Here is a 22,919-nt window from a genome sequence, read left to right as displayed (position 1 = left end):
CGGTTTTCGCAACCGCATGGTCGTGCTGATGGACTGGGCCTGGGCGTACTGGAGCTTTGCGCGCCACGCCCGCGTGGTGACAGGGATCGCGTCGCTGCCCGTCAAGGCGGGCAGTTCGGCGGGCGAGGTGGCGGCCGCCGCTGACGACAACACCAACAGCACCAAGTAAACAGGCCCCTGCCCGGGGCAGATGCCTGCGCACTCAGGGCCGGGGCGCGGCCACCTGCTCCACCCATTCGGACACTTCTTTGGCGGCCTGGGTGGATGCCTCGGCCAGCGCAGCCACGCCGCCTGCGGCATCAGCGCTGCGCGCGGGCGTGCGCACGATGAACACGCGCTGGCCGCGCAGCGCCTCGCCCGCTGGGGTCAGGTCCACCACCGTGGCGCGCAGGCGCAGCAGGCCCACGCTCTCGGCGGCGCTGGTGAAGGTGTGGCTGAACTCTTCGACCTCCACGCGCAGCACCGGGGGCAGGTTGCCGCCCTGGGTGGCGTCGCGGACCTGCGCTGCGCCGTCGTCGGCCTTGAGCACCGCGCGGCGCTGGCCCAGGTGCTCGCGCAGGCGCTGTTGCAGCAGTTGGGCGGGCGGCTGGCTCCAGCGGGCCAGCGCATAGGGGCGCAACTGCTGGGCGTCGGCATAGGCCAGGCGGTACAGCACGGCGTTGCTGCCGTCGGGCAGGCCGGGAGCATCCACCTCGGCCAGCGCAAGGGCGGGCAGCGGGGCGCGGCGGTCGCTGGGGGCCGTTTGCATGGGGCCGGGGCCAAAGTCGTACATCACCGGCCGCGAGGGCGGTTCGGGCAGGGCCGAGCAGCCAGCGAGTCCAAAGGCGCCCAATGCAAAAATCAAGCCAAAAATGCCTCCAGCGCTTGACTGGTAAGCGCTAGCAGCTATGTTTTTAATAGTGTTCATTGTCAAATCCTCAAAGGGGTCTGCACCGCTTGTTTCGCAAACCGGGCGCACGCAACTTCACCCAGCGGGGCCACGCGTCAGGGCGCGGCAAAGCCGGTTTCACCCGGGCCGGGCGGGATGCGGCCCGAGCCGTAGATAAAGAGCTGCGGGTTGTCGGTGATGCCACCCACCGCGCGGCTGAGTCGGCGCGCGGCCTGCGAGGTGTCGTCGGCCGCACGGTTCACACGCGGCAGCGTGGTGGTGCCGAACTGGTCTGCCGCGCGCGCCAGGGCCTGGGTGCCCAGCGTGATCTGGTCGATGGCGCCGCCTTCGGCCGTGATGCGCTGCGTGGTCTTGTTGAAGTCGGATGCGAGGGTGGTCACGCTATTGCCCGCTTGCTGCAAGGCCTGCAGGGTTTTGCGCGCCTCGCCCGCCAGCGGCGGCAACGAGGCCAGGGCCGGGTCGAGCCGCTGGGTGACGGTGGCATCAAGTTTTTGCGTGAGTGTGTTGACGCCTGCAGCAGCGCTGCTGATGTTGCCCAGCGTCTGGGTGAACAGCTGCTGGTTGGTGTCGCCCAGCAGCTGGTTGATGCGGCGCGTGGCTTCTTCGACCTGGGCGAGGATGGCGGGCGCCTGCTCGGCCAGCTTGCCAAACGGGGAGGGCTTGAGCGGCAGGCGCGGCAGGCCGCTGGGGCCGGGGGGCAGCTCGGGGTAAGGCGTGTCGGCGTCGTCCAGCTGTACATGGGCCAGGCCCGTGACGCCCTGGTAACCCAGCACAGCAAAGGTGGTGGGGGTGATGGGTGCCTGCTCGTTCACGGCGATGCGGATGAGCACGTTGCCGTTGACCTGCGGGTCAAACCCGATGCGGGTGACCTTGCCCACAGCCACGCCTTTGTAGCGCACGGTGGCCTGGGGCTGCAGGCCGCTCACGCCGTCCTTGGTGGACAGCTCGTACTGCTCGTAGTTGGCGTTGTCGCGGGTCAGCCAGATGGCCAGGCCCGCCAGCATGGCGGCCACCACCAGCACAAAAAGGCCTGCGGCCAGGGCGTGTGATTTGTTTTCCATCAGGGGTGTTCCTTGTTGGGCGTGGGGGCGGCGGCGGGCTGTGCCGCAGCGCCCTGCTCCACTGATTGCATCGGGGCCATGGCACGTTGGCCGCGCTCGCCCATGAAGAAGTGCTCGATGAACGGGTGCTTGAAGTGCGCCACCTCGTGCGGCGGGCCGGTGACGATGACTTTTTTATCGGCCAGCACGGCCACGCGGGTAGAGAGGGCGAACAATGTGTCGAGGTCGTGCGTGACCATGACCACCGTGAGCCCCAACGATGCGCGCAGCTCGCGCAGCAGCGCACAGAACTCGTCGGCGCTGTTGGGGTCAAGCCCGGCGGTGGGTTCGTCGAGCAGCAGCAGCGGTGGGTCCATGATGAGCGCCCGCGCCAGCGCCACGCGTTTGACCATGCCACCCGACAGATCGGCCGGCATGCGGCTGGCGTGCTCGGGCTTGAGTCCTACCATCTGCAGCTTGACCAGCGCCGCATCGCGCACCAGATCGGCGGGCAGGGTGCCCTGCTCGCGCAGCGCAAAGGCCACGTTGTCGAGCACGTTGAAAGCCGAGAACAGCGCCCCGTGCTGGAACAACATGCCCACGCGGCTGGCCGCGCCCTCGCGTCCCATCTCCGACGCTGGGCGGCCCAGCACCGTGACGCTGCCGCGCGCAGGCCGCGCCAAGCCCAGTATCTGCCGCAGCAGCACTGTCTTGCCCGTGCCCGAGCCCCCCACCAGCGACAGCATCTCGCCGCGCTGCACGCTGAAGTTCAGGTCCTGGTGCACGGTAAAGGTTTCTGCGCCCTTGCCAAACTGGGTCCACAGGCCCTCAACGTCCACGATGGGCGGCTCGCCGGGCGCCACGGCGATGTGCTCGGGCTTGGCGACGCGTTCGGCTGTCATGGCTGCGCCTCCCCATCCATCAATACGCCCACATCGCACAAAACCGGCGCGCCCCCATGCGAGTGCCACCGTGGAACTGGCTCTGCCAGGCCACGGGTGGCGTCCCCCCTCAGGGGGGAAGGCGCGAAGCGACTCAGGGGGGAACTCATATTCCGATGTTCTTGAAGGCTACCGCGAACAGGGCGTCCACGATGATGACCATGGTGATCGACGTGACCACCGATGCCGTAGTGCCCTCGCCCAGGCTTTGCGTGTTGGGCTTCACGCGCAGGCCCCAGTGGCAGCCGATGAGCGCAATCAGCGCGCCAAACACCACCGACTTGGCCATGGCCAGGCCCAGGTTGCCCACCTTCACGGCGGCGGGAAGCGCCTGCACAAAGTAGGCGGGAGAAATGTCCATGGCCACGTCGGCCGCCAGCATGCCGCCCGCCAGTGCCGCCAGCGTGGTCCACACGCTGATGAGCGGCATGGCCACCGCCAGCGCAATGGTGCGCGGCATCACCAGCCGAAAGCCGTGCGGAATGCCCATCACGCGCATGGCGTCGAGTTCCTCGGTCACGCGCATCACGCCGATCTGCGCTGTGATGGACGAGCCCGATCGCCCCGCCACCAATATGGCCGCCAGCATGGGGCCGAGCTCGCGGATCAGCGAGATGCCCAGGATGTTGACGATGAACGATTCGGCCCCGAACTGGCGCAGCTGCAGGCTCATCAGGTACGCCAACACCACGCCGATCAGAAAACCCACTAGCGCCGTGATGGGCAGCGCGGTGGCGCCCATGCGGTACAGGTGGCCCGACACATCGCGCCACGGCGCCCGGGTGGGGGCGCGCAGCAGGCGGCCAATGTCCAGCACCAGTTGGCCCACCATTTCGAGCATGTGGCGGGCGTGGTCCACGCCGTGCAACACCAGCACGCCCAGCTGGTCCACCTGCTCGGCCAGCCGCCACGGAGTGGGGGCGGGAGGGGCGGTGGTGAACTGCGCCACACGTTCGAGCATGTCGCGCTGGCTGTCGGTGCAGGCCAGCTGCGCGGGCCACTGGTGCTGCCAGTGGTTCCACAGCAACTGGGCGCCCACGTGGTCCAGCCACTGCAGCCCGCACAGGTCCCAGCCCAAGGCGGGTGCGGCCAGGTTGGCTTTCAGTTGGCCCGACACCGTGCGCCACTGCGCCTCGGTGCCCAGCTCGGCCGCGCCCCAACGCCCACGCAGTTGCGCACACGGCCCTTGGGGCGTATCGGTGCGAACGATGCGGGGTGCGTGATCGGTCATGGGCTGGGCGACATGAGCGGCCGCCAGAAAGGAAAGGGAGCGTGCATGGTAGCGGAGCGGGGCCCCAACGCCCCGTCAGACAACGGCCCGCCAAGCACAGACCGAGCCTTGCAGCATGTAATTATTATCAAATTGGCCTCTAGCGCAATACCAACAAGCGCCAACAGCTACAAAATATGTAGCAATCACTGCAAACCCTATCGACAGCGCGCAGGCGATCCGCACAATGGCCCACCAACACACCATTGCCCCGACCAGCCGCAGCCTACAGCCCATGAGCGACACCACGTTTGACACCATCATCATTGGCGGCGGCACCGCTGGCGCCCTGCTGAGCAACCGCCTGAGCGCCGACGGCCGCCACCGCGTGCTGCTGATCGAAGCGGGCCGCAAGGACGACTACCACTGGATCCACATCCCCGTGGGCTACCTGTACTGCATTGGCAACCCGCGCACCGACTGGCTCTACAACACCGAACCCGACGCCGGTCTGAACGGCCGCACGCTGCGTTACCCGCGCGGCAAGACGCTGGGCGGGTGCAGCAGCATCAACGGCATGATCTACATGCGCGGCCAGGCCCGCGACTACGACCAGTGGGCCGAGCTGACGGGTGACAGCAGCTGGCGCTGGGACAGCGCACTGCAGTACTTTCGCCGCCACGAAGACCACTGGCGCCTGGACCAGCCCGGCAACGCGGATGAAAATTTCAAACACCTGCACAGCAACCAATCCACCGGCAGCACCGGCGAGTGGCGCGTGGAGAAACAGCGCCTGCGCTGGGACGTGCTGGACGCCTTTGCCCAGGCCGCGCAGCAGGCGGGCATACCCGCCACGGACGACTTCAACCGGGGCACCAACGAGGGTGTGGGCTACTTCGAGGTCAACCAGAAAAGCGGCTGGCGCTGGAACACCGCCAAGGCATTCCTGCGGCCCACCTGCTACGGCCGCCCCAACTTTGAGATGTGGACCAGCGCGCAGGCCGCCAAGCTCATCGTCGAGACGCAGCCCGACGGCAGCAAGCGCTGCACCGGCGTGCAGGTGTGGAACGGCAAGGAGATGGTCACAGCCCACGCCACGGGCGAGGTCATCCTGAGCGCGGGCGCCATCAACTCACCCCAGCTGCTGCAGCTGTCGGGCATCGGCCCAGCCGCGCTGCTGCGCCAGCACGGCATCGACGTGGTACACGACCTGCCCGGCGTGGGCGCCAACCTGCAAGACCACCTGCAGATCCGCGCGGTGTTCAAGGTCAACGGCGTGCCCACCCTCAACACCATGGCCAGTTCGCTATGGGGCAAAGCCAAGATCGGGCTGGAATACGCCGCCAAACGCAGCGGGCCCATGAGCATGGCGCCGTCACAGCTGGGCGCCTTCACCCGCAGCAGCGCCGACCAGCCTTGGCCCAACATCGAATACCACGTGCAGCCCCTGTCGCTGGATGCTTTTGGCGAGCCGCTGCACAGCTTTCCGGCCTTCACGGCCAGCGTGTGCAACCTCAACCCCACCAGCCGGGGCACGGTCAACATCAAGAGTGCGGACTTCAAGGCCGCCCCTGCCATTGCGCCCAACTACCTCTCCACCCCCGAAGACCGCCAGGTGGCCGCCGACAGCCTGCGCGTCACGCGCCGCATCGTGGCCCAGCCCGCGCTCGCCAAGTACCAGCCGCAGGAATGGAAGCCGGGCGTGCAGTTTGAAAGCGACGAAGACCTGGCCCGCCTGGCCGGGGACATTGCCACCACGATCTTCCACCCCGTGGGCACGACAAAGATGGGGCGGGATGATGACCCGATGGCGGTGCTCGATTCGCAACTGCGCGTGCGGGGCATCGCAGGCCTGCGCGTGGTGGATGCGGGGGCCATGCCCACCATCACCAGCGGCAACACCAATTCGCCTACGCTGATGATTGCGGAAAAAGCGGCGGAGTGGATCATCCAGGCACGCAAGGCGCCCTGACTGGACATTGGCCCCTTCGCTGTGACATCAACGGATGCCGCCCACATAACGCGGGACCTCGGGCGGCGGGGGCGGTGGTGCAACCCGGTGGCGCACTGCCTGTGCCGCTACATCCAAGAATGGACGGCGCGCGGGCGCAGAGGGTGCCGCGTGCAGCACATGGTCCAGCCGGTCGGCCCACTCCGCCAGTTCGGGCACGTTGTCTTCTACCGCGTGCTGGCGTGCAAAGCGCACGATCTCCTGCGCGTATTCGGCATTGACGGCCATCCATTCGGTGTCCGTCACCCGCCCAGTCTTGCGGCGCAGCAAGACGTGCAGGTGGGCAGCAATGGCAAGGGTGTCCGAATGTGGCATGGCGTGGTCGTCCTTTTACGTCCTTTTAGCTGCCCAGGCGCTCTCGGTGCTGGGCGATGTCGAGGCCGGCCTGCTCGCTCTGCTCATCCACGCGCAGGCCAACGACAAAGTTGGTGATCCACAGCAGCACTGCCGTCACCACCAGGCTGTAGGCCATCACGGCGCCTACGCCTATGGCCTGCGTGACCAGGCTGCCCTGCACGCCCCCCACGCTTTTGCTGGCCAGCACGCCGGTGAGCAGCGATCCCACGATCCCGCCGATGCCGTGCACCCCGAACACGTCGAGCGAGTCGTCGGCCTTGAGCAGGCGCTTGAGCCCAGTGGCCCCCCAGTAACACGCAAGCCCCGCCACCAGGCCAATCACCACGGCCGAGCGCAGCGTGACAAAACCCGCGGCAGGCGTGATGGCGACCAGCCCCGCCACCAGGCCCGAACACAATCCCAGCAACGATGGCCGCCCGCGCACCACCCATTCGCCCAGCATCCACGCCAGGGCGCCTGCAGCGGCAGCCAGGTGAGTCACCGCCATGGCCAGGCCCGCGCGCCCGTCGGCGGCCACGGCAGACCCGGCGTTGAAGCCAAACCATCCCACCCACAACATGCCAGCGCCCACCATGGTCAGACCCAGGTTGTAGGGCTCAAACGGCTCACGGCCATAGCCCGTGCGGCGCCCCAGATACCAGGCACACACCAGGCCTGCGACGCCCGCGTTGACGTGCACTACCGAGCCGCCCGCAAAGTCGAGCGCGCCCATCTGCGCCAGCCAGCCACCGGGCTCCCACACCCAGTGGGCCACCGGTGCGTACACCACCAAGGTCCACAGGCTGATGAAGATGAGCATGGCGGAAAAGCGCATGCGCTCCACAAAAGCGCCTACCAGCAGCGCCGCGGTGATGATGGCAAACGTGAGCTGGAACATGGCGTACACCGATTCAGGGATGCGCGGCGCCACGTGGCTCACGGCCACCTTGCCCGCAGCCAGTTGCAGGTCAAAACCCGCAAAGCCCATGCGATCGAAGCCGCCGAGCCACAGACTGCCCGGGGTGAACGCCAGTGAATAACCGGCCGCAAACCACAACACGCTAACCAGCGCCGCAATGGCCACCACGCTGGCCATCGTGTTGAGTACGTTCTTCTTGCGCACCATGCCTGCATAGAACAGCGCAATGCCAGGGAGCGTCATCAGCAGCACCAGCGCGGTGGAGGTCATCATCCACGCCGTGTCGGCAGCGCTCAACGAATCTGCAGACACCAGACCGGGGCGGGCTAAGGGCGCTGCAGCGGTTGCAACTGCAGCCGCCGCTTCTGGTGAAGTCTGCGCCCGCGCGCGGCCCCACAACCCCAGACACAACGACACGACCGCAATGAACCGGTGGTTGACTGCCCGCATGGACGCTCCCTTTTCGCAAATTGTTACAGGTGGCATTGCACGACCCATGCCAGCCTGCAGCACGCAAAAGACAGCGAGAAGCCCGCTCAACGCCCCAGAACGGGGGCGGGAAACCCCCAATGCACCAGCGGGGTGCAGCCGTTACAGTTGCGGCACTCGAAAGCGCGCTTCGGTGTGCCAAGCGAGGGGCCCGAGGAGACATCCTTTCTACCAACAATCAAATTTCAAGCACCCAACGAGGTGCAGACTTTTTCCAGGCGCTGGTGATCCCAGCGCCTTTTTCTTGCCTGCTCGCTTTTCGCTCTGAGCGCTGCACAGGCGGCCAGAGCCACTTCTACGTCGCAAATTGATAGCAGCCCGAGTGCGACAATCCTGCGATGGAATGGTTTTTTATCACCCTGGCTTCGCTGTTGGCCGGGTTTGTGGATGCGATTGTGGGCGGGGGTGGTCTGGTGATGGTGCCCGCGCTGTTCGCAGCGTTTCCGGGCGCCGCGCCCGCTACGCTGCTGGGCACCAACAAGGCGGCGTCGGTGTGGGGCACGGCCATGGCAACGTGGCAATACAGCCGCCGCGTGCAGATCCGCTGGCGTGCCATGCTGCCCGCCGCAGGGGCCGGTTTTGCCGGGTCGTTTGCAGGCGCCTGGGCGGTCACGGTGATGTCTGCCGACTTCTTGCGCAAGCTGCTGCCTCTGGTATTGCTCGGGGTGCTGGTCTACACACTGGCCAAAAAGGAGCTGGGTCGCCACCACACCCCGCGCTATGCAGGCCGCACCGAGGTCGTGGCCGCGTGCCTCATCGGCGTGCTGATTGGGTTCTATGACGGCTTCTTCGGCCCTGGCACCGGCAGCTTCTTTGTCTTCTTGTTCGTGCGGCTGCTGGGCTATGACTTTCTCAACGCCTCGGCCTCGGCCAAGCTGCTCAACTGCGCCACCAACATCGCCGCCATTGCGCTGTTTGCGGCCAAAGGCCACGTGTGGTGGCACTTTGCGGTGACGCTGGCAGTGGCCAATGTGGTGGGCAGCCTGCTGGGCACGCACATGGCGCTCAAGCACGGCACCGGGTTTGTGCGCGGTATTTTTATCGTGGTGGTGAGCACGCTGATCCTCAAAACGGGCTACGACGCGTTTCTCAGGTAACCCCTGAGGCGGCGAAGGCGCCTTCCCCCTGGAAGGGGACGCACCCCCTGGACCGGCAAAGCCGGATCCACGGGTGCGCTGGCGTTGCGCGCGCCAGTCACACAGACCGCGCCCGGTAGCCGGGGCCCAATCCTGCGTTCAGTTCGGAGTCACCGCTCTAAACCTGTTGTGAATTGGCACACAACCGGCCTTTGCACGTTGTTCGCACTGTCAAGAAAAAAATCCCCCTCTTTATAATCGTGTCCGTTTGATGACGGCAGGCCTCGTGTTTTGCGATGCCTGCGTCCTGTGACTTCCCCGCGCCTCCGGCCTGCTTACCCGCATGCCGGATTTTTTGTACCTGAAATACCCCTGACAGGACCCATTCCATGAAATTGTTCAAGGCTGTAGCCACCGCCGTCGCGCTCTGCGCCGCTTTCGCCGCCCAGGCCCGGACGCTGGACGAGGTCAAAAAAGACGGCAAGATCCTCATCGCGACCGAGGGCCAGTTCGCACCTTTCAACTTTTTCAATGGCACCACGCTGACGGGCTTCGAAGTAGAAGTCGCTGAACTCGTGGCCAAGAAGATGGGCCTGACCATCCAGTGGAAGACCCTGGGTTTTGACGCGCTGCTGACCGGCCTGCGCCAGGACCGCTGGGACCTGGTGATCGCCTCCCACGGCATCACCGAAGAGCGCGCCAAGGCCGTCACGTTCACCGAACCGCACTACTGCTCGGGCGGGATGATCATCGCCATGGACCCCGCCATCAAGAGCGCCAAGGACCTGGCGGGCAAGGTGGTGGCCGTGCAGACCGGTACCAGCTACCTCGAAAACGTGCAGAAGGTCTCCGCCATCAAGGAAATGAAGAACTTCCCCACTGACGTGGACGCCCGCAGCGCCCTGAACTCGCGCCGCGTGGACGCCTGGGTGACCGACCGCTTTGTAGCCAAGGCGGTGGCCGACAAGAACCCCGGCGCAGGTTTCAAGCTGGGCGAGATGCTGTTCATCGAGCGCATCGCCGCCGCCGTGGCCAAAGGCAACAGCTCGCTGGCCGGTGGCTGGAACAAGGCCCTGGGCGAGGTGATGGCCGACGGCAGCTACGCCGCCGTGTCCAAGAAGTACTTCAACGAAGACGTCCGCTGCAACTAAGCAGAAGGTGTGAACGCCTCGGCGTGTCCGCCTGGGCATGCCGGGGGCGCTTCGCCGCGCTCGCCCCTCCCCCATCCTGACCGGGATTTTTCATGCTCACTGCCCTTTGGCCCGAGCGCTGGACTCGCCAGCAGCGCAGCAACGCCACGCTCATCTCAGCCGTGTTGCTGATGGTGCTGGCGCTGGCGCTGCTCGGCAAAATGCTGTCATTTTTGCCCGACCCCATCGGTCCCAACGCCCAGGCGTTCTCTGACGGTGCGCGCACCACGCTGTGGCTCACGCTCATCAGCGGCAGTGTGGGACTGGTGCTGGGCACGGCCGCCGCGCTGGCGCGCACTTCGCGCTGGGCGGCGGTGCGCTGGGTCGCCAGCTTCTATATCTGGGTCATCCGCGGCACGCCGCTTTTGGTGCAGATCCTATTTGTGTACTTTGCGCTGCCGGTGCTGGTGCCAGGCCTGAACCTGCCCGACTTTGCCGCTGCCGTGCTGGCCCTGGGCCTGAACGTCGGCGCCTACAACGCCGAGGCCATCCGCGCCGGTCTGCTGGCCGTGCCGCGCGGCCAAACCGAGGCTGCTAAGGCCCTGGGACTGGGCCGGGTGCATGTGTTTCTGGACGTGGTGTTTCCGCAGGCATTCAAGATCTCGTTGCCTCCGCTGGTGAGCAACTTTGTGGCGCTGCTCAAGGATTCTTCGCTGGCCTATGCGATTGGTGTGGTGGAGCTGACCAACGTGGGCAACCGCATCCAGTCGGCCACCTTCCAGCCTATTGCCACGCTGTCCACCGTGGCCATCACGTACCTGCTGTTGACCACGCTGGTCACGCAGATCTCGAATGCAATCGAGTACCGGTTTGACGTGGAAGGCCGCAACCAATGAGCGCCCAACCCACGCCCTTCATCGTGGTCGATCGCGTGTGCAAGTCGTTCGGCGCCCACCAGGTGCTGCGTGATGTGTCCACGGTGTTCAACACCGGCGAGGTGACGGTCATCATCGGCGCCTCGGGCTCTGGCAAGAGCACGCTGCTGCGCGCCATCAACCGCCTCGAACCGCATGACTCGGGCCGCATCACCATTGGCGGTGAAGAAGTCACCGACGACATGGCCACCCTGCAAAAGCAGCGCAGCGAAGTCGGCATGGTGTTCCAGCAGTTCAACCTGTTCGGCCACATGAGCGTGCTGGACAACGTGACGCTGGCGCCGCGCCGCATTCGCCGCACACCACGCGCCCAGGCCAACGAGCAGGCGCTGACCCTGCTGCGCCGCGTGGGCATGCAAGACCACGCGCACAAGTACCCCTGGCAGCTGTCGGGCGGCCAGCAGCAGCGCGTGGCCATTGCCCGCGCACTGGCCATGCAGCCCAAGGTGATGCTGTTCGACGAGCCCACATCAGCGCTGGACCCCGAGATGGTGCAGGAGGTTCTGGACGTGATGCGCGAATTGGCACGCGGCGGCATGACCATGATCGTGGTGACCCACGAAATGGGCTTTGCCCGCGAGGTGGCAGACCGCGTCATGTTCTTTGACCAGGGGTGCATCGCCCACGACGCTCCCCCCGCTGATTTCTTCAACAACCCCGCCAACGACCGCATCCGCGCCTTCATTGGCCGCATGAGTGCCTGAGTGCACAGGTGCCTGCGATCCAGGTGCCGTGCCAAAACAACCCAAGCCCCCACCCGGAGTGACCATGAAACTGAACCACACGTTCCTCGCCCTGCTGGCCGCCGGCCTGTGCAGCCTGCCCCCAGCCGCGTTTGCACAGTCCGCCAAGGACTTCGAAGACATGCGCAACGAGCTCAAGGCATTGCGTGCCGAACTCAACCAGCTCAAGACCCAGCAGGCACAGGTCCCCGCCGCCCCGGCCGCAGCGGCGTCAGCCTGGAACGACCGCATTGACGCGGTGGAACTCAAGCAAAAGGACGCCGTGGTGCTGGGCGACATCCCGGGCAGCTTCCGCCTGCCGGGCAGCGAGACCTCGATCCGCGTCTACGGCTTTGCAGAGGCGAACATGGTCAAGGACTTCAAGGGCACGGCCCCTGGGGACACCTTCACCAACGTGATGGAGCAACCGCTGGGCGACAGCCGCAACGGCAAGACCAGCCTGACCGCGCAAACTTCGCGGTTTGGCTTTGAGACCTCGACCCCTACGGGCATTGGCACGTTCAACACCAAGATCGAAGCCGACTTCTACGCCTATTGCGGCAGCGAGTGCAACCGCAACCGCCTGCGCCTGCGCCACGCCTATGGCGAATACGCAGGCTGGCTGATTGGCCAGACCTGGTCCACCTTCATGGACTTGGACAACCTGCCAGAAACCGTGGACTTCAACGGCCCGCCCGGCGCCACGTTCCGCCGCCCCACACAGGTACGCTACACCTACAACAACCCCAACATTGCCAAGTTCCAGTTCGCCATTGAAGAACCCTCGGACGGCGCGAAAAGCCCCAACCTGGTGGCACGCATGGACAAGGGCTACGACTGGGGCAACATCAACGCCCGCGTGATGTCGCACGAGCAACGCATTGACGGCGCCTCCAAGCGCGGCCTGGGCCTCGGACTGGGTGCGGGCTACAAGCTGACCGGCACCGCCACGCTGATGGCACAGTACACCCGCATGGACGGCGACGGCGATGGCGCTTACCTGGTGGGCGCCAACTACCCGGTGCTGGACGGCAACACGGTGCGCCTGGACCGCTCGCACGGTTTCGTGGTGGGCCTGACCAACGCTTTCAGCGAACAGCTGCGCGCCACCGTGTCGCTGGGCACCGTGCGCTCGCGCCAGAAGCTGGGCGATGCCTACGTGAACGCCTATGGCGGCGAAGGCAACTACAAGCTGTACCAATGGCACGCCGGCATGTACTACCTGCCGATCAAAAACGTGGAACTGGGCAGCGAGTTGATCGGCGGCCGCCGCACCACGTTTGACGGCCAGAAGGGCGACATGCTGCGCCTGAACCTGCAGGCCCGATATATTTTTAACTGACCCCCTGAGGCGCCTCGCGCCTTCACCCCTCTCTCTACGCGCTGCGCGCTAAGAGCCTGTTCAAAGTCTTTTTGGAGTCGCACAAGTACCTTGCCGGGATGGGATGCAAGGCGCGGTGTGCAGTTGATAGCTTGGCTATCAACAAGCGCCGCAACACCGCAGACCGACCGGCAAGGCACTTGCCCGAAGGGTTGGAGTGAAATCGGGCGATTGGAAGCCTCGGCTGCTTGCATGGGCACGAGCCCATGCGGCGCATCCGAAGCTTCCACTCATCCCGATTGCACTCCAATGCGATCTCCAAAAAGACTTTGAACAGGCTCTAAGGGAGGGGGACGCAGCCAGCGGCCTGGCAGAGCCAGTTCCGCGGCTACCTAGCCTGGGCCGAGCCTGCGCGACGGCAGCAGGTCATGCGCACGGTGCTGCGAGTAAATTTTCTGCAAGCGGCTGGCCGGGGAACCGGCCAGCCCTTTCTTGTTTTGGAGCCTATGAAACCCGAACGTCTGGGGCTTGCGGCCCTGCTGGTGGTGACCGTGGTGTGGGGCACCACGTTTCCCGCCATGAAATTGCTGTCCGCACAGCTCGATGCGCTCCAGATCATCTGGCTGCGTTTTGTGATTGCGCTGGTGGTGCTGGCGCCGCTGTGGTGGGGCATGCTGCGCGCCGAGCGCCGCTGGGGCTGCGCGCTCGGGCTGCTGCTGTTCATTGCGTTCTGGCTGCAGATCGAGGGCCTCGCGCGCACCAGCAGCAACCGCAATGCGTTTGTGACCGGACTCAATGTGCTGGTCGTGCCGCTGATCGCCATGGCCTTCATGGGCCGGCGCTATGGTTGGCGGCTGTGGGCTGCGTGCGTGATCGCCTGCGCGGGCATGGCGCTGATGTTCCACGAGAACGAGCCCTGGAACCTGGGCGATACGCTGACGCTGGCCAGTACGGTGTTCTACGCGCTGTACATCCTGGCGCTGGAAGAATGCGCACGCCGCACTGCGGCCCGGCCACTGCGCGCAACCCGCATGGCCGCCGCGCAGGCCACGGTGATGGCGCTCGCGTCCACCGCGTTGCTGCTGGCGCACGGCGGCGGCATGGACTGGCTGCAGTCCCTGGCTACGCTGCCCGTGGATGCGTGGGTGGCGCTGGTCTACCTGGGCCTGCTGGCCAGCGTGGTGGTGGTCACCTTGCAGGCCTGGGGCCAGCAGCGGGTGGACGCCATGCGCAGTGCCATCGTGTTCGGGCTGGAACCCGTTTTTGCGGCGCTGACCGCCTGGGCGCTGCTGGGCGAGCGCCTGGGCTGGGCGGGCGTCAGCGGCGCGGCGCTGATCGTGGCGGCGCTGGTGTTCAGCCAGATCCAGCCCTCTACGCGGGGGCCCGCAGCCCAGACGTAGCAGGGCACGCCAGCCCTAAAAATATGGTCAAAACAGGCTCTAGCGCTTATCCAGCAAGCGCTAGCAGCTATTATTTTTGAATAAACCTGCTGGGTACCCGCGTTACGGGGCAATCAACGGCACGTCTGCCACCTTGCGGGGTTTGCCGATGGGGGCGGCGGCCTGGCCCTTTTGCACCGCCAGCATGTCTTCTTCGCTGGGGTATTCGCCCAGCAGCCAGTAGTCGAACACGCGCCGCGCAATGGGCGCGGCATGCGCGGCGCCAAAACCGGCGTTCTCCACCACCAGCGCCAGGGCAATCTGGGGATTTTCGGCCGGGGCATAGGCCATGTACAGCGCGTGGTCGCGCTGGTGCTCCTGCAGCTTGGAGGCGTTGTACTTGTCTTTCTGGCCAATGGTCACCGCCTGGGCCGTGCCTGTTTTGCCTGCCGACAAATAGCGGGCCCCGGCGAACACGCGGGTGGAGGTGCCCTCTTGCGTCACGCTCACCAGCGCGCGGCGCACCACGGCCACGTTCTCGGGTTTGTAGTGCAGGTCGACCGGCGCGTCGGGAGTGATTTCGCGGCGCTCACGGGAGACGGCGTCCACTGTGGCGATGGCCAGGTGGGGCCGGTGGCGCACGCCCGAGTTGGCCACCGTGGCCGTGGCGTGCGCCAGCTGCAGCATGGTGAAGGTGTTGTAGCCCTGGCCAATGCCCAGCGAGATCGTCTCGCCTGCGTACCATTTTTTCTGCTCGGGGCGGCGGTAGGCATTGCGCTTCCATTCCTGGCTGGGCAACACGCCGCGCAGTTCGCCGTTCAGGTCGATGCCGGTGATCTGGCCAAAACCCAGCGGCTTCATGAAGTCGTGCATCAGGTCCACGCCCATGTCGTTGGCCAGGGCGTAGTAGTACACGTTGCTGGATTTGACGATGCTCAGGTGCATGTCCACCGCACCCAGTCCGTGGTCGCCATGGCTGCGGAAGGTGTGGCCGCCAAAGGTCCAGGAGCCGTTGTCCTGCGTGATGGCAGACGCCGTGCGCTTGCCGGTTTCGAGCGCCGCCAGGGCCATGAACGGTTTGTAGGTGGAACCCGGTGGATAGGTGCCGCGCAGGGCGCGGTTGAGCAGAGGCTTATCGAGCGACTCATTCAGCGCAGCCCAGTTCTCTACGTCAATGCCTTCCACAAACAGGTTGGGATCAAATGTGGGCTTGCTGACCAGCGCGAGCACTTCGCCCGAACGCGGATCGATGGCCACCAGGGCTCCGCGCCGGTCGCCAAACAGGTCCTCGATCATCTTTTGCAGCTTGATGTCGATGGACAGCATCACGCTGTCGCCCGGCGTGGCCGCGTGGCTGGACAGCTTGCGAACCGCCCGGCCGCCGGCCGAGGTTTCCATCTGCTCCACGCCGGTGGAGCCGTGCAGGGCGGACTCGAAACTTTGCTCGATGCCCAGCTTTCCGATGTACTCAGTCCCCCGGTAATTGGCTTCGTCCTCGGAGTCCTGAATGCGCGCTTTTTCGTTCTGATTGATGCGCCCGATGTAGCCAATGGCATGGCTGCCCACGTCGCCCAGAGGGTAGTTGCGAAACAGCCGTGCCTTGATGTCCACGCCGGGAAAGCGGTAGCGCTGGGCGGTGAAGCGCGCCACCTCCTCGTCCGTCAGGCGGGTGCGGATGGGCAGGGACTCAAAATTGCGCGACTCTTCCATCAAACGCTTGAAGCGGCGGCGGTCGCGGGTCTGGATGTCCACCACCTTCGACAATTCGTCGATGGTGCCGTCCAGCGAACCCGTGCGCGAGGGCGTGATTTCCAGCGTGTAGGCGGAGTAATTGGTGGCCAGTACCACGCCGTTGCGGTCCATGATCAAACCGCGGTTGGGCACAATGGGCACCACCGCCGTGCGGTTGCTCTCGGCCTGCGCGGCCAGGTCTTCGTGGCGCACCACCTGCAAGAACACCAGCCGGGCGACGACGAGGCAGAACGCAAAAAACACCACCGCACCAATCACCAGCGCGCGCATACGAAAACGCGTGGCGTCGGCTTCGCTGCTGCGCAGTTCGGTCATGCGAAAACTCCATGGCGCCATACCAGTAGAGAGCCCGGCGAAACCGGCGCAGCCCAGGCCAGTGCCACCGTGGAACGGGCGCTGCCAGGCCACGGATGGCGCCCCACTCCCGCAGGAGAGGGGGAAGATGCGAAGCGGCTCAGGGGGTGCTTCATCTCACAGGGGCCGGTTCTGGTCGCGGTCAGGCGGCCGACGCTGCGGTGCCAGTAACACCCAGCTGGCCAGGGGCCACAGCAGCGCCTCCAGCAGCGGAGCGGCAAAGCTCCACATGCCCGGGAATATGCCGCCGGACGACATGCGCAGCAACAGCTCGATCGCATGCGCCAGCGCAAACAGGGGCAATACTTGCAGGGCCTGTGAAGGCACGCTGAACCACAGCAGCCGACGGTGGATGGCAATGGCCGCAAACGACAGCACGGTGTACGACAGCGCATGCTGCCCCAGCAGGGCCGACTGGCTCACGTCCATGCACAGCCCCAGCACAAAGGCCACGCCCATGCCAATGCGCAGCGGCTGGTGCACGCCCCAGAACACCAGCAGCACCATGAGCAGGTCGGGCGTCCACACCAAGCGCCCCAGTGGCAACATGTTGATGGCCAGGCCGGCAGCCAGGCTGACGGCGATGAACAACGGATTCACCGGCATCAGCAGCGGTTCACCCCGCGGCATGATCATCGCGCGACTCCCTTCGGGGTGTTAGCCAGCGTTGCCAGCGGAAGCGGTTGCAGAAAGAAAGATGTCATTTGCGTGTGCCCCGCTTGACTGGCACCGCATGCGCGGGCTCGGGGCGCGCCAGCGCGTTGTCGGCCAGTGGCTTGAGAACGACGACATGGCGAGCGCCCTGCACCTGAGCCAGCGGCACGCAATAGATGCGGGCAAAGGCGGAGTCGGCCCGGCGCTCTACCCGAAACACGCGTGCCACGGGCAGACCCGACGGATACAAACCGTCCACTCCGCTTGTGGTCAACAGGTCGTCTTCGCGCACATCGGCGTTGGCGGGCATGAAGCGCAACTCCATGCCACCGCCGTGCCCGGCCACCGGGTCACCGTAGGCCACGCCGCGCACACCGGTGCGAACGTTGAGTACCGGAATCGCCTGTTCGCGGTCGACCAGCAAGGTCACCTCGCTCACCAGCGGGAACACGCGCGTGACCTGACCCAGAACGCCCACCTCATCCATCACCGGCGAGCCGGGCTCGACCCCGCCCATCTGCCCACGGTCAATGACCACGCGGCGTGTGTAGGTGTCTGCAGTGTCGTAGATCACCTCGGCCGCCTGCGCGGGGGTTTCCAGGCGGTCCCGCAAGGCAAGAAGTTGCCGAAGGCGCCCGTTCTCCAGCGCCAGCTGTTCGGCCTGGTTGGCACGCTGCCCCATCAGGGTCATTTTCTGTTGTGCGGCGTCGAGCTCTTGCTGCGTTGCCTGCAACGACTGGAAATAACTCGCTGCATGGTGGGCGAACTCCACCGGCTTGAGCATGAGCCACTGCACCGGGTACAGCGCTGTAGCCACTGCCTTGCGGAAGGGCCCGCTCATGTCAAAGCGCGCATCGGCCACCATCAGGAACAGCGCCAATGCACTGAAGACGGCCAAACGCGAAAGGGCCGAAGGGCCCTGCTTGAAGAAAGGGGGAGCGCTGCGCTCCAGAGTACCCAGGGGCATGGTACGCAGCGGTCAGTGTCTGCCGCGTGGAGGAGACTCCACGGGCATGTGCTCAGAAAGAAGCATTGGAGCAGGGGCAATCATGCAGTTCAGAGCGCAAAAAAAGTGCCTGCAGCATACAGGCCCGCAGGCTCACTCGCTCGTGAAAATGCTACCCAGTCGGTCCATGCGCTCCAGCGCAATACCGCAGCCGCGCACCACGCAGGTCAGCGGGTCTTCGGCCACTAGCACGGGCAGACCGGTTTCTTCGGCCAGCAGGCGGTCCAGGTCACGCAGCAGCGCGCCACCGCCGGTCAGCATCATGCCGCGGTCGGCGATGTCAGCGCCCAGTTCGGGCGGGGTCTGTTCCAGCGCGTTTTTGACGGCCGAGACGATCTGGTTGAGCGGGTCGGTCAGGGCTTCCAGCACTTCGTTGGACGAAATGGTGAAGCTGCGCGGCACGCCTTCGGAGAGGTTGCGGCCCTTGACTTCCATCTCGCGCACTTCGGAGCCCGGAAAGGCCGAGCCGATGTTCTTCTTGATGGCTTCTGCGGTGGGCTCACCAATCAGCATGCCGTAGTTGCGGCGGATGTAGCTGATGATGGCTTCGTCGAACTTGTCGCCACCGACGCGCACACTGCCCTTGTAGACCATGCCGCCCAGAGAGATCACGCCCACCTCGGTGGTGCCGCCGCCGATGTCCACGACCATGGAGCCCGACGCCTCCGACACCGGCAGGCCAGCGCCGATACCGGCCGCCATGGGTTCTTCAATGAGGTACACCGCCGTGGCGCCCGCCGCTTCGGCCGCGTCCTTGATGGCGCGGCGCTCGACCTGGGTGGAGCCGCAAGGCACGCAGATGATGATGCGCGGGCTGGGGGTGAACAGCGTGCGCGGATGCACCATCTTGATGAACTGCTTGATCATCTGCTCGGTGATCACGAAGTCGGCGATCACGCCGTCCTTCATGGGCCGGATGGCTTCGATATTGCCGGGCACCTTGCCCAGCATGGCCTTGGCTTCGCGACCTACGGCCTGAATGACTTTCTTGCCATGAGGCCCGCCTTCGTGGCGGATGGCGACGACCGAAGGCTCGTCAAGCACAATGCCTTTGTCGCGGGCGAAGATGAGGGTGTTGGCTGTGCCAAGGTCAATGGCCAGGTCGGTGGAAAAATACCGACGGAAAGCTCCGAACATTCAAAAATCCTCTCGGGCACGGCATGCACGTCGGCCTGCCATCGCCGGGTGTGTCAGGGAGTGGGTGGGGGGTCAAAAATCGCTTTTTTCGCACAAAAACCAACCGTTAAGAGGGTATTGCGGCAAAGCCGGGATAATACCCCATCCCCTGTGAATAACTCCCTGCGGCGCGGCCCGGATCACAGCTTTACGTCTGGTTTCTTTCTATTTTCTTTCTATGGCACTGACCCCCCAGGACATCGGCCGCATCGCCAATTTGGCACGGCTTGAGCTGACATTCTCCGAAAGTGAGCGCATGCTCACGCAGCTCAATGGCTTCTTTGACATCGTGGAACAGATGCGGGCTGTGGATACCTCGGGCGTCACCCCCCTGTCCCACCCCGTCGCGGCCATCCAGGACGTGGCCCTGCGCCTGCGCGAAGACGTGGCCAGCGAGCCCAACCAGCGCGAGGCCAACCAGAAGAGTGCCCCCGCTGTCGAGCGCGGCCTGTTCCTCGTCCCCAAAGTGATCGAATAAGTCCCGCATGAGCACCACCACCCCCAAAGCCCTGCACGACCTGGGCGTTGCCGAACTGGCCGCTGGCCTGCGCGCCAAGCAATTTTCTGCTGTTGAAGCCGCCCAGCACTTTCTTGCCCGCGCCAACACGCACCAGAACCTGGGCGCCTACGTGGCCCTGAATGAAGGCGCCACCCTGGCGCAAGCGAAGGCCGCTGACGCGCGCCTGGCCGCGGGCACGGCGGGCGCACTGGAAGGCGTGCCGATTGCACACAAGGACATCTTCGTCACGCGCGACTTCCCCAGCACTGCGGGCTCGAAGATGTTGGCGGGCTACCAATCGCCGTTTGACGCTACCGTGGTCACCAAGCTCGCCGACGCGGGCGCAGTGACGCTGGGCAAGCTCAACTGCGATGAGTTCGCCATGGGCTCCGCCAACGAAAACTCCGCCGTGGCGCCCGTGGGCTTTGACGCCCCCGCCCCGGTGCGCAACCCCTGGGACACCACCCGCATCCCCGGCGGCTCGTCGGGCGGCAGCGCGGTGGCCGTGGCCGCACGCCTGGCCCCGGCTGTCACCGGCACCGACACCGGCGGCTCCATCCGCCAGCCAGCGTCGTTTTGCGGCATCACTGGCATCAAGCCCACCTACGGCCGCGCCAGCCGCTACGGAATGATCGCGTTTGCCTCCAGCCTCGACCAGGCGGGCCCCATGGCCCGCAGTGCCGAGGATTGCGCCCTGCTGCTGTCGGCGATGTGTGGCCCGGACCCGGACCGCGATTCCACGTCGCTGGATGTGCCGGCCGAGAACTTCAGCGCCAAGCTGAACGACAGCATTGACGGCCTGCGCATCGGCATCCCTGCAGAGTTCTTTGGCGAGGGCCTTGCGCCCGATGTGCGTGCCGCCGTAGATGGCGCCCTGAAGGAATACGAAAAGCTCGGTGCCAAGCTCGTGCCCATCAGCCTGCCGCGCACCGAGCTGTCCATCCCGGTCTACTACATCATTGCCCCGGCCGAGGCATCGTCCAACCTGAGCCGTTTTGACGGCGTGAAGTTCGGCCACCGCGCCAAGGACTACACCGACCTGGTAGACATGTACAAAAAGACCCGCGCCGAAGGTTTTGGCGACGAGGTCAAGCGCCGCATCATGATCGGCGCCTATGTGCTGAGCCATGGCTACTACGACGCCTACTACCTGCAGGCGCAGAAGATTCGCCGCATGATTGCGGACGACTTCCAGAACGCATTCAAAGACTGCGACGTGATTGCGGGCCCCGTGGCCCCCACCGTGGCCTGGAAGCTGGGCGAGCACGGCAACGACCCGCTGGCCGACTACCTGGCCGACATCTTCACCTTGCCCGGCTCGCTGGCGGGCCTGCCCGGCATGAGCGTGCCCGCAGGTTTTGGCGAAGGTGACATGCCAGTCGGCCTGCAACTGATTGGCAACTACTTTGAAGAAGCCCGCCTTCTGAATGCAGCCCACCGCCTGCAGCAAGCCACTGACTTCCATCTGCGCAGTCCGCTCTGAAATTCATAGCTGATAGCGCTCATTGTTAAAAGACTTCAGCATCAGAAGATGTTGAAGTCTTTATAAATAAAGCGCTACCAGCTCCTCTTTTGATAGCCAAGGACAGAACCCATGTCTGTGAAACTGATTCAGGGTTACGAAGTCGTCATCGGCTTTGAGACACACACCCAGCTCGCCACCCAGAGCAAAATTTTCAGCCGCGCCAGCACGGCCTTCGGCGCGGAGCCCAACACGCAGGCCTGCGCCGTGGACCTGGCTTTGCCCGGCACCCTGCCCGTGATGAACCGCGAGGCCGTCGCCTGCGCCATTCGGCTGGGGCTGGCTCTGGGCTCGCACATCGCACCCGTGAGCATTTTTGCGCGCAAAAATTACTTCTACCCTGACCTGCCCAAGGGCTACCAGATCAGCCAGTTCGAGATCCCGGTGGTGCAGGGCGGCGAGGTGGAGTTCTTTCTGGGCGACCAGAAGAAGACCGTGAAACTGGTGCGCGCCCACTTGGAAGAGGACGCGGGCAAATCGCTGCACGAGGATTTCATCGGCCAGTCTGGCATCGACCTGAATCGCGCCGGAACCCCATTGCTGGAGATCGTGACCGAGCCCGACATGCGTTCGTCCGAAGAGGCGGTGGCGTACGCCAAAGAACTACACAAGATCGTGACCTGGATCGGCATCTGCGACGGCAACATGCAGGAAGGCAGCTTCCGCTGCGACGCCAACGTGTCGGTGCGCAAGCCCGGCGCCGAACTGGGTACGCGCCGCGAGATCAAGAACCTGAACAGCTTCAAGTTCATGCAGCAGGCCATTGACTACGAGATCCGCTGGCAGATCGAGCAGATTGAAGACGGCCACGCGATCCAGCAGGCCACGGTGCTGTTCGACCCGGACACGGGCGAAACACGCGCGATGCGGACCAAGGAAGACGCAGCGGACTACCGCTATTTCCCCGATCCAGACCTGCCGCCGCTGCACATTTCGGACAGCTGGGTTCAGCAAGAACGTGCGCTGATGGCCGAACTGCCCCGCACCATGGCCGCACGTTTTGTGGCGAACTATGGCCTGCCCGATTACGACGCCACAACGCTGACCCAAAGCAAGGCGATGGCAGCCTACTTCGAAGCGGTGGCCAAGGCCTGCGGTCAGGCCAAGCTGGCCAGCAACTGGATCATGGGCGAGGTGTCACGCCGCTTGAACATGGGGGAAATCGGCATTGAGCAAACCCCGGTCACGTCGGCACAACTGGCCACGCTGATTGGCCGAATCGCTGATGGAACGATCTCCAACAATGCCGCCAAGCAGGTGTTTGATGCCCTGTGGGCGGGCGAGTCGGCGGACGTGGATGCGGTCATCGAATCCAAGGGCCTCAAACAGATGAACGACTCCGGCGCGCTGGAGCAGATCATTGACGAGGTGATTGCCGCCAACGCCGACAACGTGGCACAGTTCCGCGCAGGCAAGGACAAGGCGTTTAATGCACTGGTCGGCCAGATCATGAAGGCCAGCAAGGGCAAGGCAAACCCGCAGCAGGTGAATGATGTGTTGCGCGCCAAGCTGGCGGCCTGACCGCAACCGTGGCGGGCTGCTGGCTAAGCCGCAAAAC

20 protein-coding genes are annotated in these 22,919 nt (G+C 65.0%); 10 read left to right on the top strand and 10 right to left on the bottom strand.

Annotated elements, in window-relative coordinates; genetic code table 11:
- Nucleotides 1-202: 202 nt before the first annotated feature.
- The 4 genes from ACK4OE_RS00730 to ACK4OE_RS00715 form a co-directional block, all read right to left on the bottom strand.
- Nucleotides 203-907: an ABC-type transport auxiliary lipoprotein family protein gene (locus ACK4OE_RS00730; protein WP_409882360.1), complete on the bottom strand. Its 705-nt coding sequence runs from the start codon at nt 905-907 to the stop codon at nt 203-205.
- 77 nt (nt 908-984) lie between these two features.
- Nucleotides 985-1,950: an MlaD family protein gene (locus ACK4OE_RS00725; RefSeq protein WP_409882359.1), complete on the bottom strand. Its 966-nt coding sequence runs from the start codon at nt 1,948-1,950 to the stop codon at nt 985-987.
- Nucleotides 1,950-2,831, bottom strand: coding sequence for an ABC transporter ATP-binding protein (locus ACK4OE_RS00720; RefSeq protein ID WP_409882358.1), 882 nt, complete (start codon nt 2,829-2,831; stop codon nt 1,950-1,952). The genes ACK4OE_RS00725 and ACK4OE_RS00720 overlap by 1 nt, the downstream gene beginning before the upstream one ends.
- 145 nt (nt 2,832-2,976) lie before the next feature.
- On the bottom strand, nt 2,977-4,101 hold the full coding sequence (locus ACK4OE_RS00715; protein WP_409882357.1) for an MlaE family ABC transporter permease: 1,125 nt from the start codon (nt 4,099-4,101) through the stop codon (nt 2,977-2,979).
- Between the two features lie 274 nt (nt 4,102-4,375).
- Here ACK4OE_RS00715 and ACK4OE_RS00710 point away from each other — a divergent pair, with 274 nt between their 5' ends.
- Complete coding sequence (locus ACK4OE_RS00710; protein ID WP_409882364.1) at nt 4,376-6,052, top strand: GMC family oxidoreductase; 1,677 nt, start codon at nt 4,376-4,378, stop codon at nt 6,050-6,052.
- 27 nt (nt 6,053-6,079) lie between these two features.
- On the opposite strand, the gene ACK4OE_RS00705 is transcribed toward ACK4OE_RS00710, so the two are convergent.
- Together ACK4OE_RS00705 and ACK4OE_RS00700 are read right to left on the bottom strand one after the other, a co-directional pair.
- Nucleotides 6,080-6,406, bottom strand: coding sequence for a hypothetical protein (locus tag ACK4OE_RS00705; protein WP_409882356.1), 327 nt, complete (start codon nt 6,404-6,406; stop codon nt 6,080-6,082).
- A 25-nt stretch (nt 6,407-6,431) separates the two neighbouring features.
- Complete coding sequence (locus tag ACK4OE_RS00700; RefSeq protein ID WP_409882355.1) at nt 6,432-7,796, bottom strand: ammonium transporter; 1,365 nt, start codon at nt 7,794-7,796, stop codon at nt 6,432-6,434.
- A gap of 377 nt (nt 7,797-8,173) precedes the next feature.
- Between ACK4OE_RS00700 and ACK4OE_RS00695 the strand changes: the two genes are divergently transcribed.
- From ACK4OE_RS00695 to ACK4OE_RS00670, 6 genes are all read left to right on the top strand, one after another.
- Nucleotides 8,174-8,932, top strand: coding sequence for a sulfite exporter TauE/SafE family protein (locus ACK4OE_RS00695; protein WP_409882353.1), 759 nt, complete (start codon nt 8,174-8,176; stop codon nt 8,930-8,932).
- Between the two features lie 368 nt (nt 8,933-9,300).
- Nucleotides 9,301-10,062, top strand: a complete 762-nt coding sequence (locus ACK4OE_RS00690) for an ABC transporter substrate-binding protein (RefSeq protein WP_409882351.1) — start codon at nt 9,301-9,303, stop codon at nt 10,060-10,062.
- 92 nt (nt 10,063-10,154) lie between these two features.
- The gene (locus ACK4OE_RS00685) at nt 10,155-10,937 is read left to right on the top strand and encodes an amino acid ABC transporter permease (protein ID WP_409882350.1); all 783 of its coding nucleotides are present in this window, start codon (nt 10,155-10,157) and stop codon (nt 10,935-10,937) included.
- Nucleotides 10,934-11,680 carry an amino acid ABC transporter ATP-binding protein gene (locus tag ACK4OE_RS00680; protein ID WP_409882348.1) on the top strand — a complete coding sequence of 249 codons (747 nt, stop codon included), beginning with the start codon at nt 10,934-10,936 and terminating at the stop codon, nt 11,678-11,680. Before ACK4OE_RS00685 ends, ACK4OE_RS00680 begins: the two co-directional genes overlap by 4 nt.
- A 64-nt stretch (nt 11,681-11,744) precedes the next feature.
- Nucleotides 11,745-13,040 (top strand): DcaP family trimeric outer membrane transporter, encoded by a 1,296-nt coding sequence (locus ACK4OE_RS00675; RefSeq protein WP_409882347.1) that lies wholly within the window; start codon nt 11,745-11,747, stop codon nt 13,038-13,040.
- A 485-nt stretch (nt 13,041-13,525) separates the two neighbouring features.
- Complete coding sequence (locus ACK4OE_RS00670) at nt 13,526-14,419, top strand: DMT family transporter (protein ID WP_409882346.1); 894 nt, start codon at nt 13,526-13,528, stop codon at nt 14,417-14,419.
- Between the two features lie 102 nt (nt 14,420-14,521).
- Here the strand turns inward: ACK4OE_RS00670 and mrdA are convergent, their stop codons facing one another.
- The 4 genes from mrdA to ACK4OE_RS00650 form a co-directional block, all read right to left on the bottom strand.
- Nucleotides 14,522-16,465, bottom strand: coding sequence for a penicillin-binding protein 2 (gene mrdA / locus ACK4OE_RS00665; RefSeq protein ID WP_409882345.1), 1,944 nt, complete (start codon nt 16,463-16,465; stop codon nt 14,522-14,524).
- A 156-nt stretch (nt 16,466-16,621) separates the two neighbouring features.
- On the bottom strand, nt 16,622-17,140 hold the full coding sequence (mreD, locus tag ACK4OE_RS00660) for a rod shape-determining protein MreD (RefSeq protein ID WP_409882344.1): 519 nt from the start codon (nt 17,138-17,140) through the stop codon (nt 16,622-16,624).
- 64 nt (nt 17,141-17,204) lie between these two features.
- Nucleotides 17,205-18,125 carry a rod shape-determining protein MreC gene (mreC, locus tag ACK4OE_RS00655; RefSeq protein WP_409882343.1) on the bottom strand — a complete coding sequence of 307 codons (921 nt, stop codon included), beginning with the start codon at nt 18,123-18,125 and terminating at the stop codon, nt 17,205-17,207.
- Between the two features lie 132 nt (nt 18,126-18,257).
- A complete protein-coding gene (locus ACK4OE_RS00650) occupies nt 18,258-19,301 on the bottom strand; it encodes a rod shape-determining protein (protein ID WP_005798130.1) in 1,044 nt (347 codons plus the stop codon).
- A 217-nt stretch (nt 19,302-19,518) separates the two neighbouring features.
- Here ACK4OE_RS00650 and gatC point away from each other — a divergent pair, with 217 nt between their 5' ends.
- The 3 genes from gatC to gatB all read left to right on the top strand — a co-directional run bounded on the left by gatC (nt 19,519) and on the right by gatB (nt 22,882).
- The gene (gatC, locus tag ACK4OE_RS00645) at nt 19,519-19,818 is read left to right on the top strand and encodes an Asp-tRNA(Asn)/Glu-tRNA(Gln) amidotransferase subunit GatC (RefSeq protein WP_409882342.1); all 300 of its coding nucleotides are present in this window, start codon (nt 19,519-19,521) and stop codon (nt 19,816-19,818) included.
- A 7-nt stretch (nt 19,819-19,825) separates the two neighbouring features.
- Nucleotides 19,826-21,322, top strand: coding sequence for an Asp-tRNA(Asn)/Glu-tRNA(Gln) amidotransferase subunit GatA (gene gatA, locus ACK4OE_RS00640; protein ID WP_409882341.1), 1,497 nt, complete (start codon nt 19,826-19,828; stop codon nt 21,320-21,322).
- A 111-nt stretch (nt 21,323-21,433) separates the two neighbouring features.
- Nucleotides 21,434-22,882 carry an Asp-tRNA(Asn)/Glu-tRNA(Gln) amidotransferase subunit GatB gene (gene gatB, locus ACK4OE_RS00635; protein WP_409882340.1) on the top strand — a complete coding sequence of 483 codons (1,449 nt, stop codon included), beginning with the start codon at nt 21,434-21,436 and terminating at the stop codon, nt 22,880-22,882.
- Nucleotides 22,883-22,919 lie beyond the last annotated feature (37 nt).

Source organism: Acidovorax sp. (genome assembly GCF_046314175.1).
Taxonomy (GTDB): domain Bacteria; phylum Pseudomonadota; class Gammaproteobacteria; order Burkholderiales; family Burkholderiaceae_C; genus Acidovorax.
This window is presented reverse-complemented; position numbering and strand designations above follow the sequence as displayed.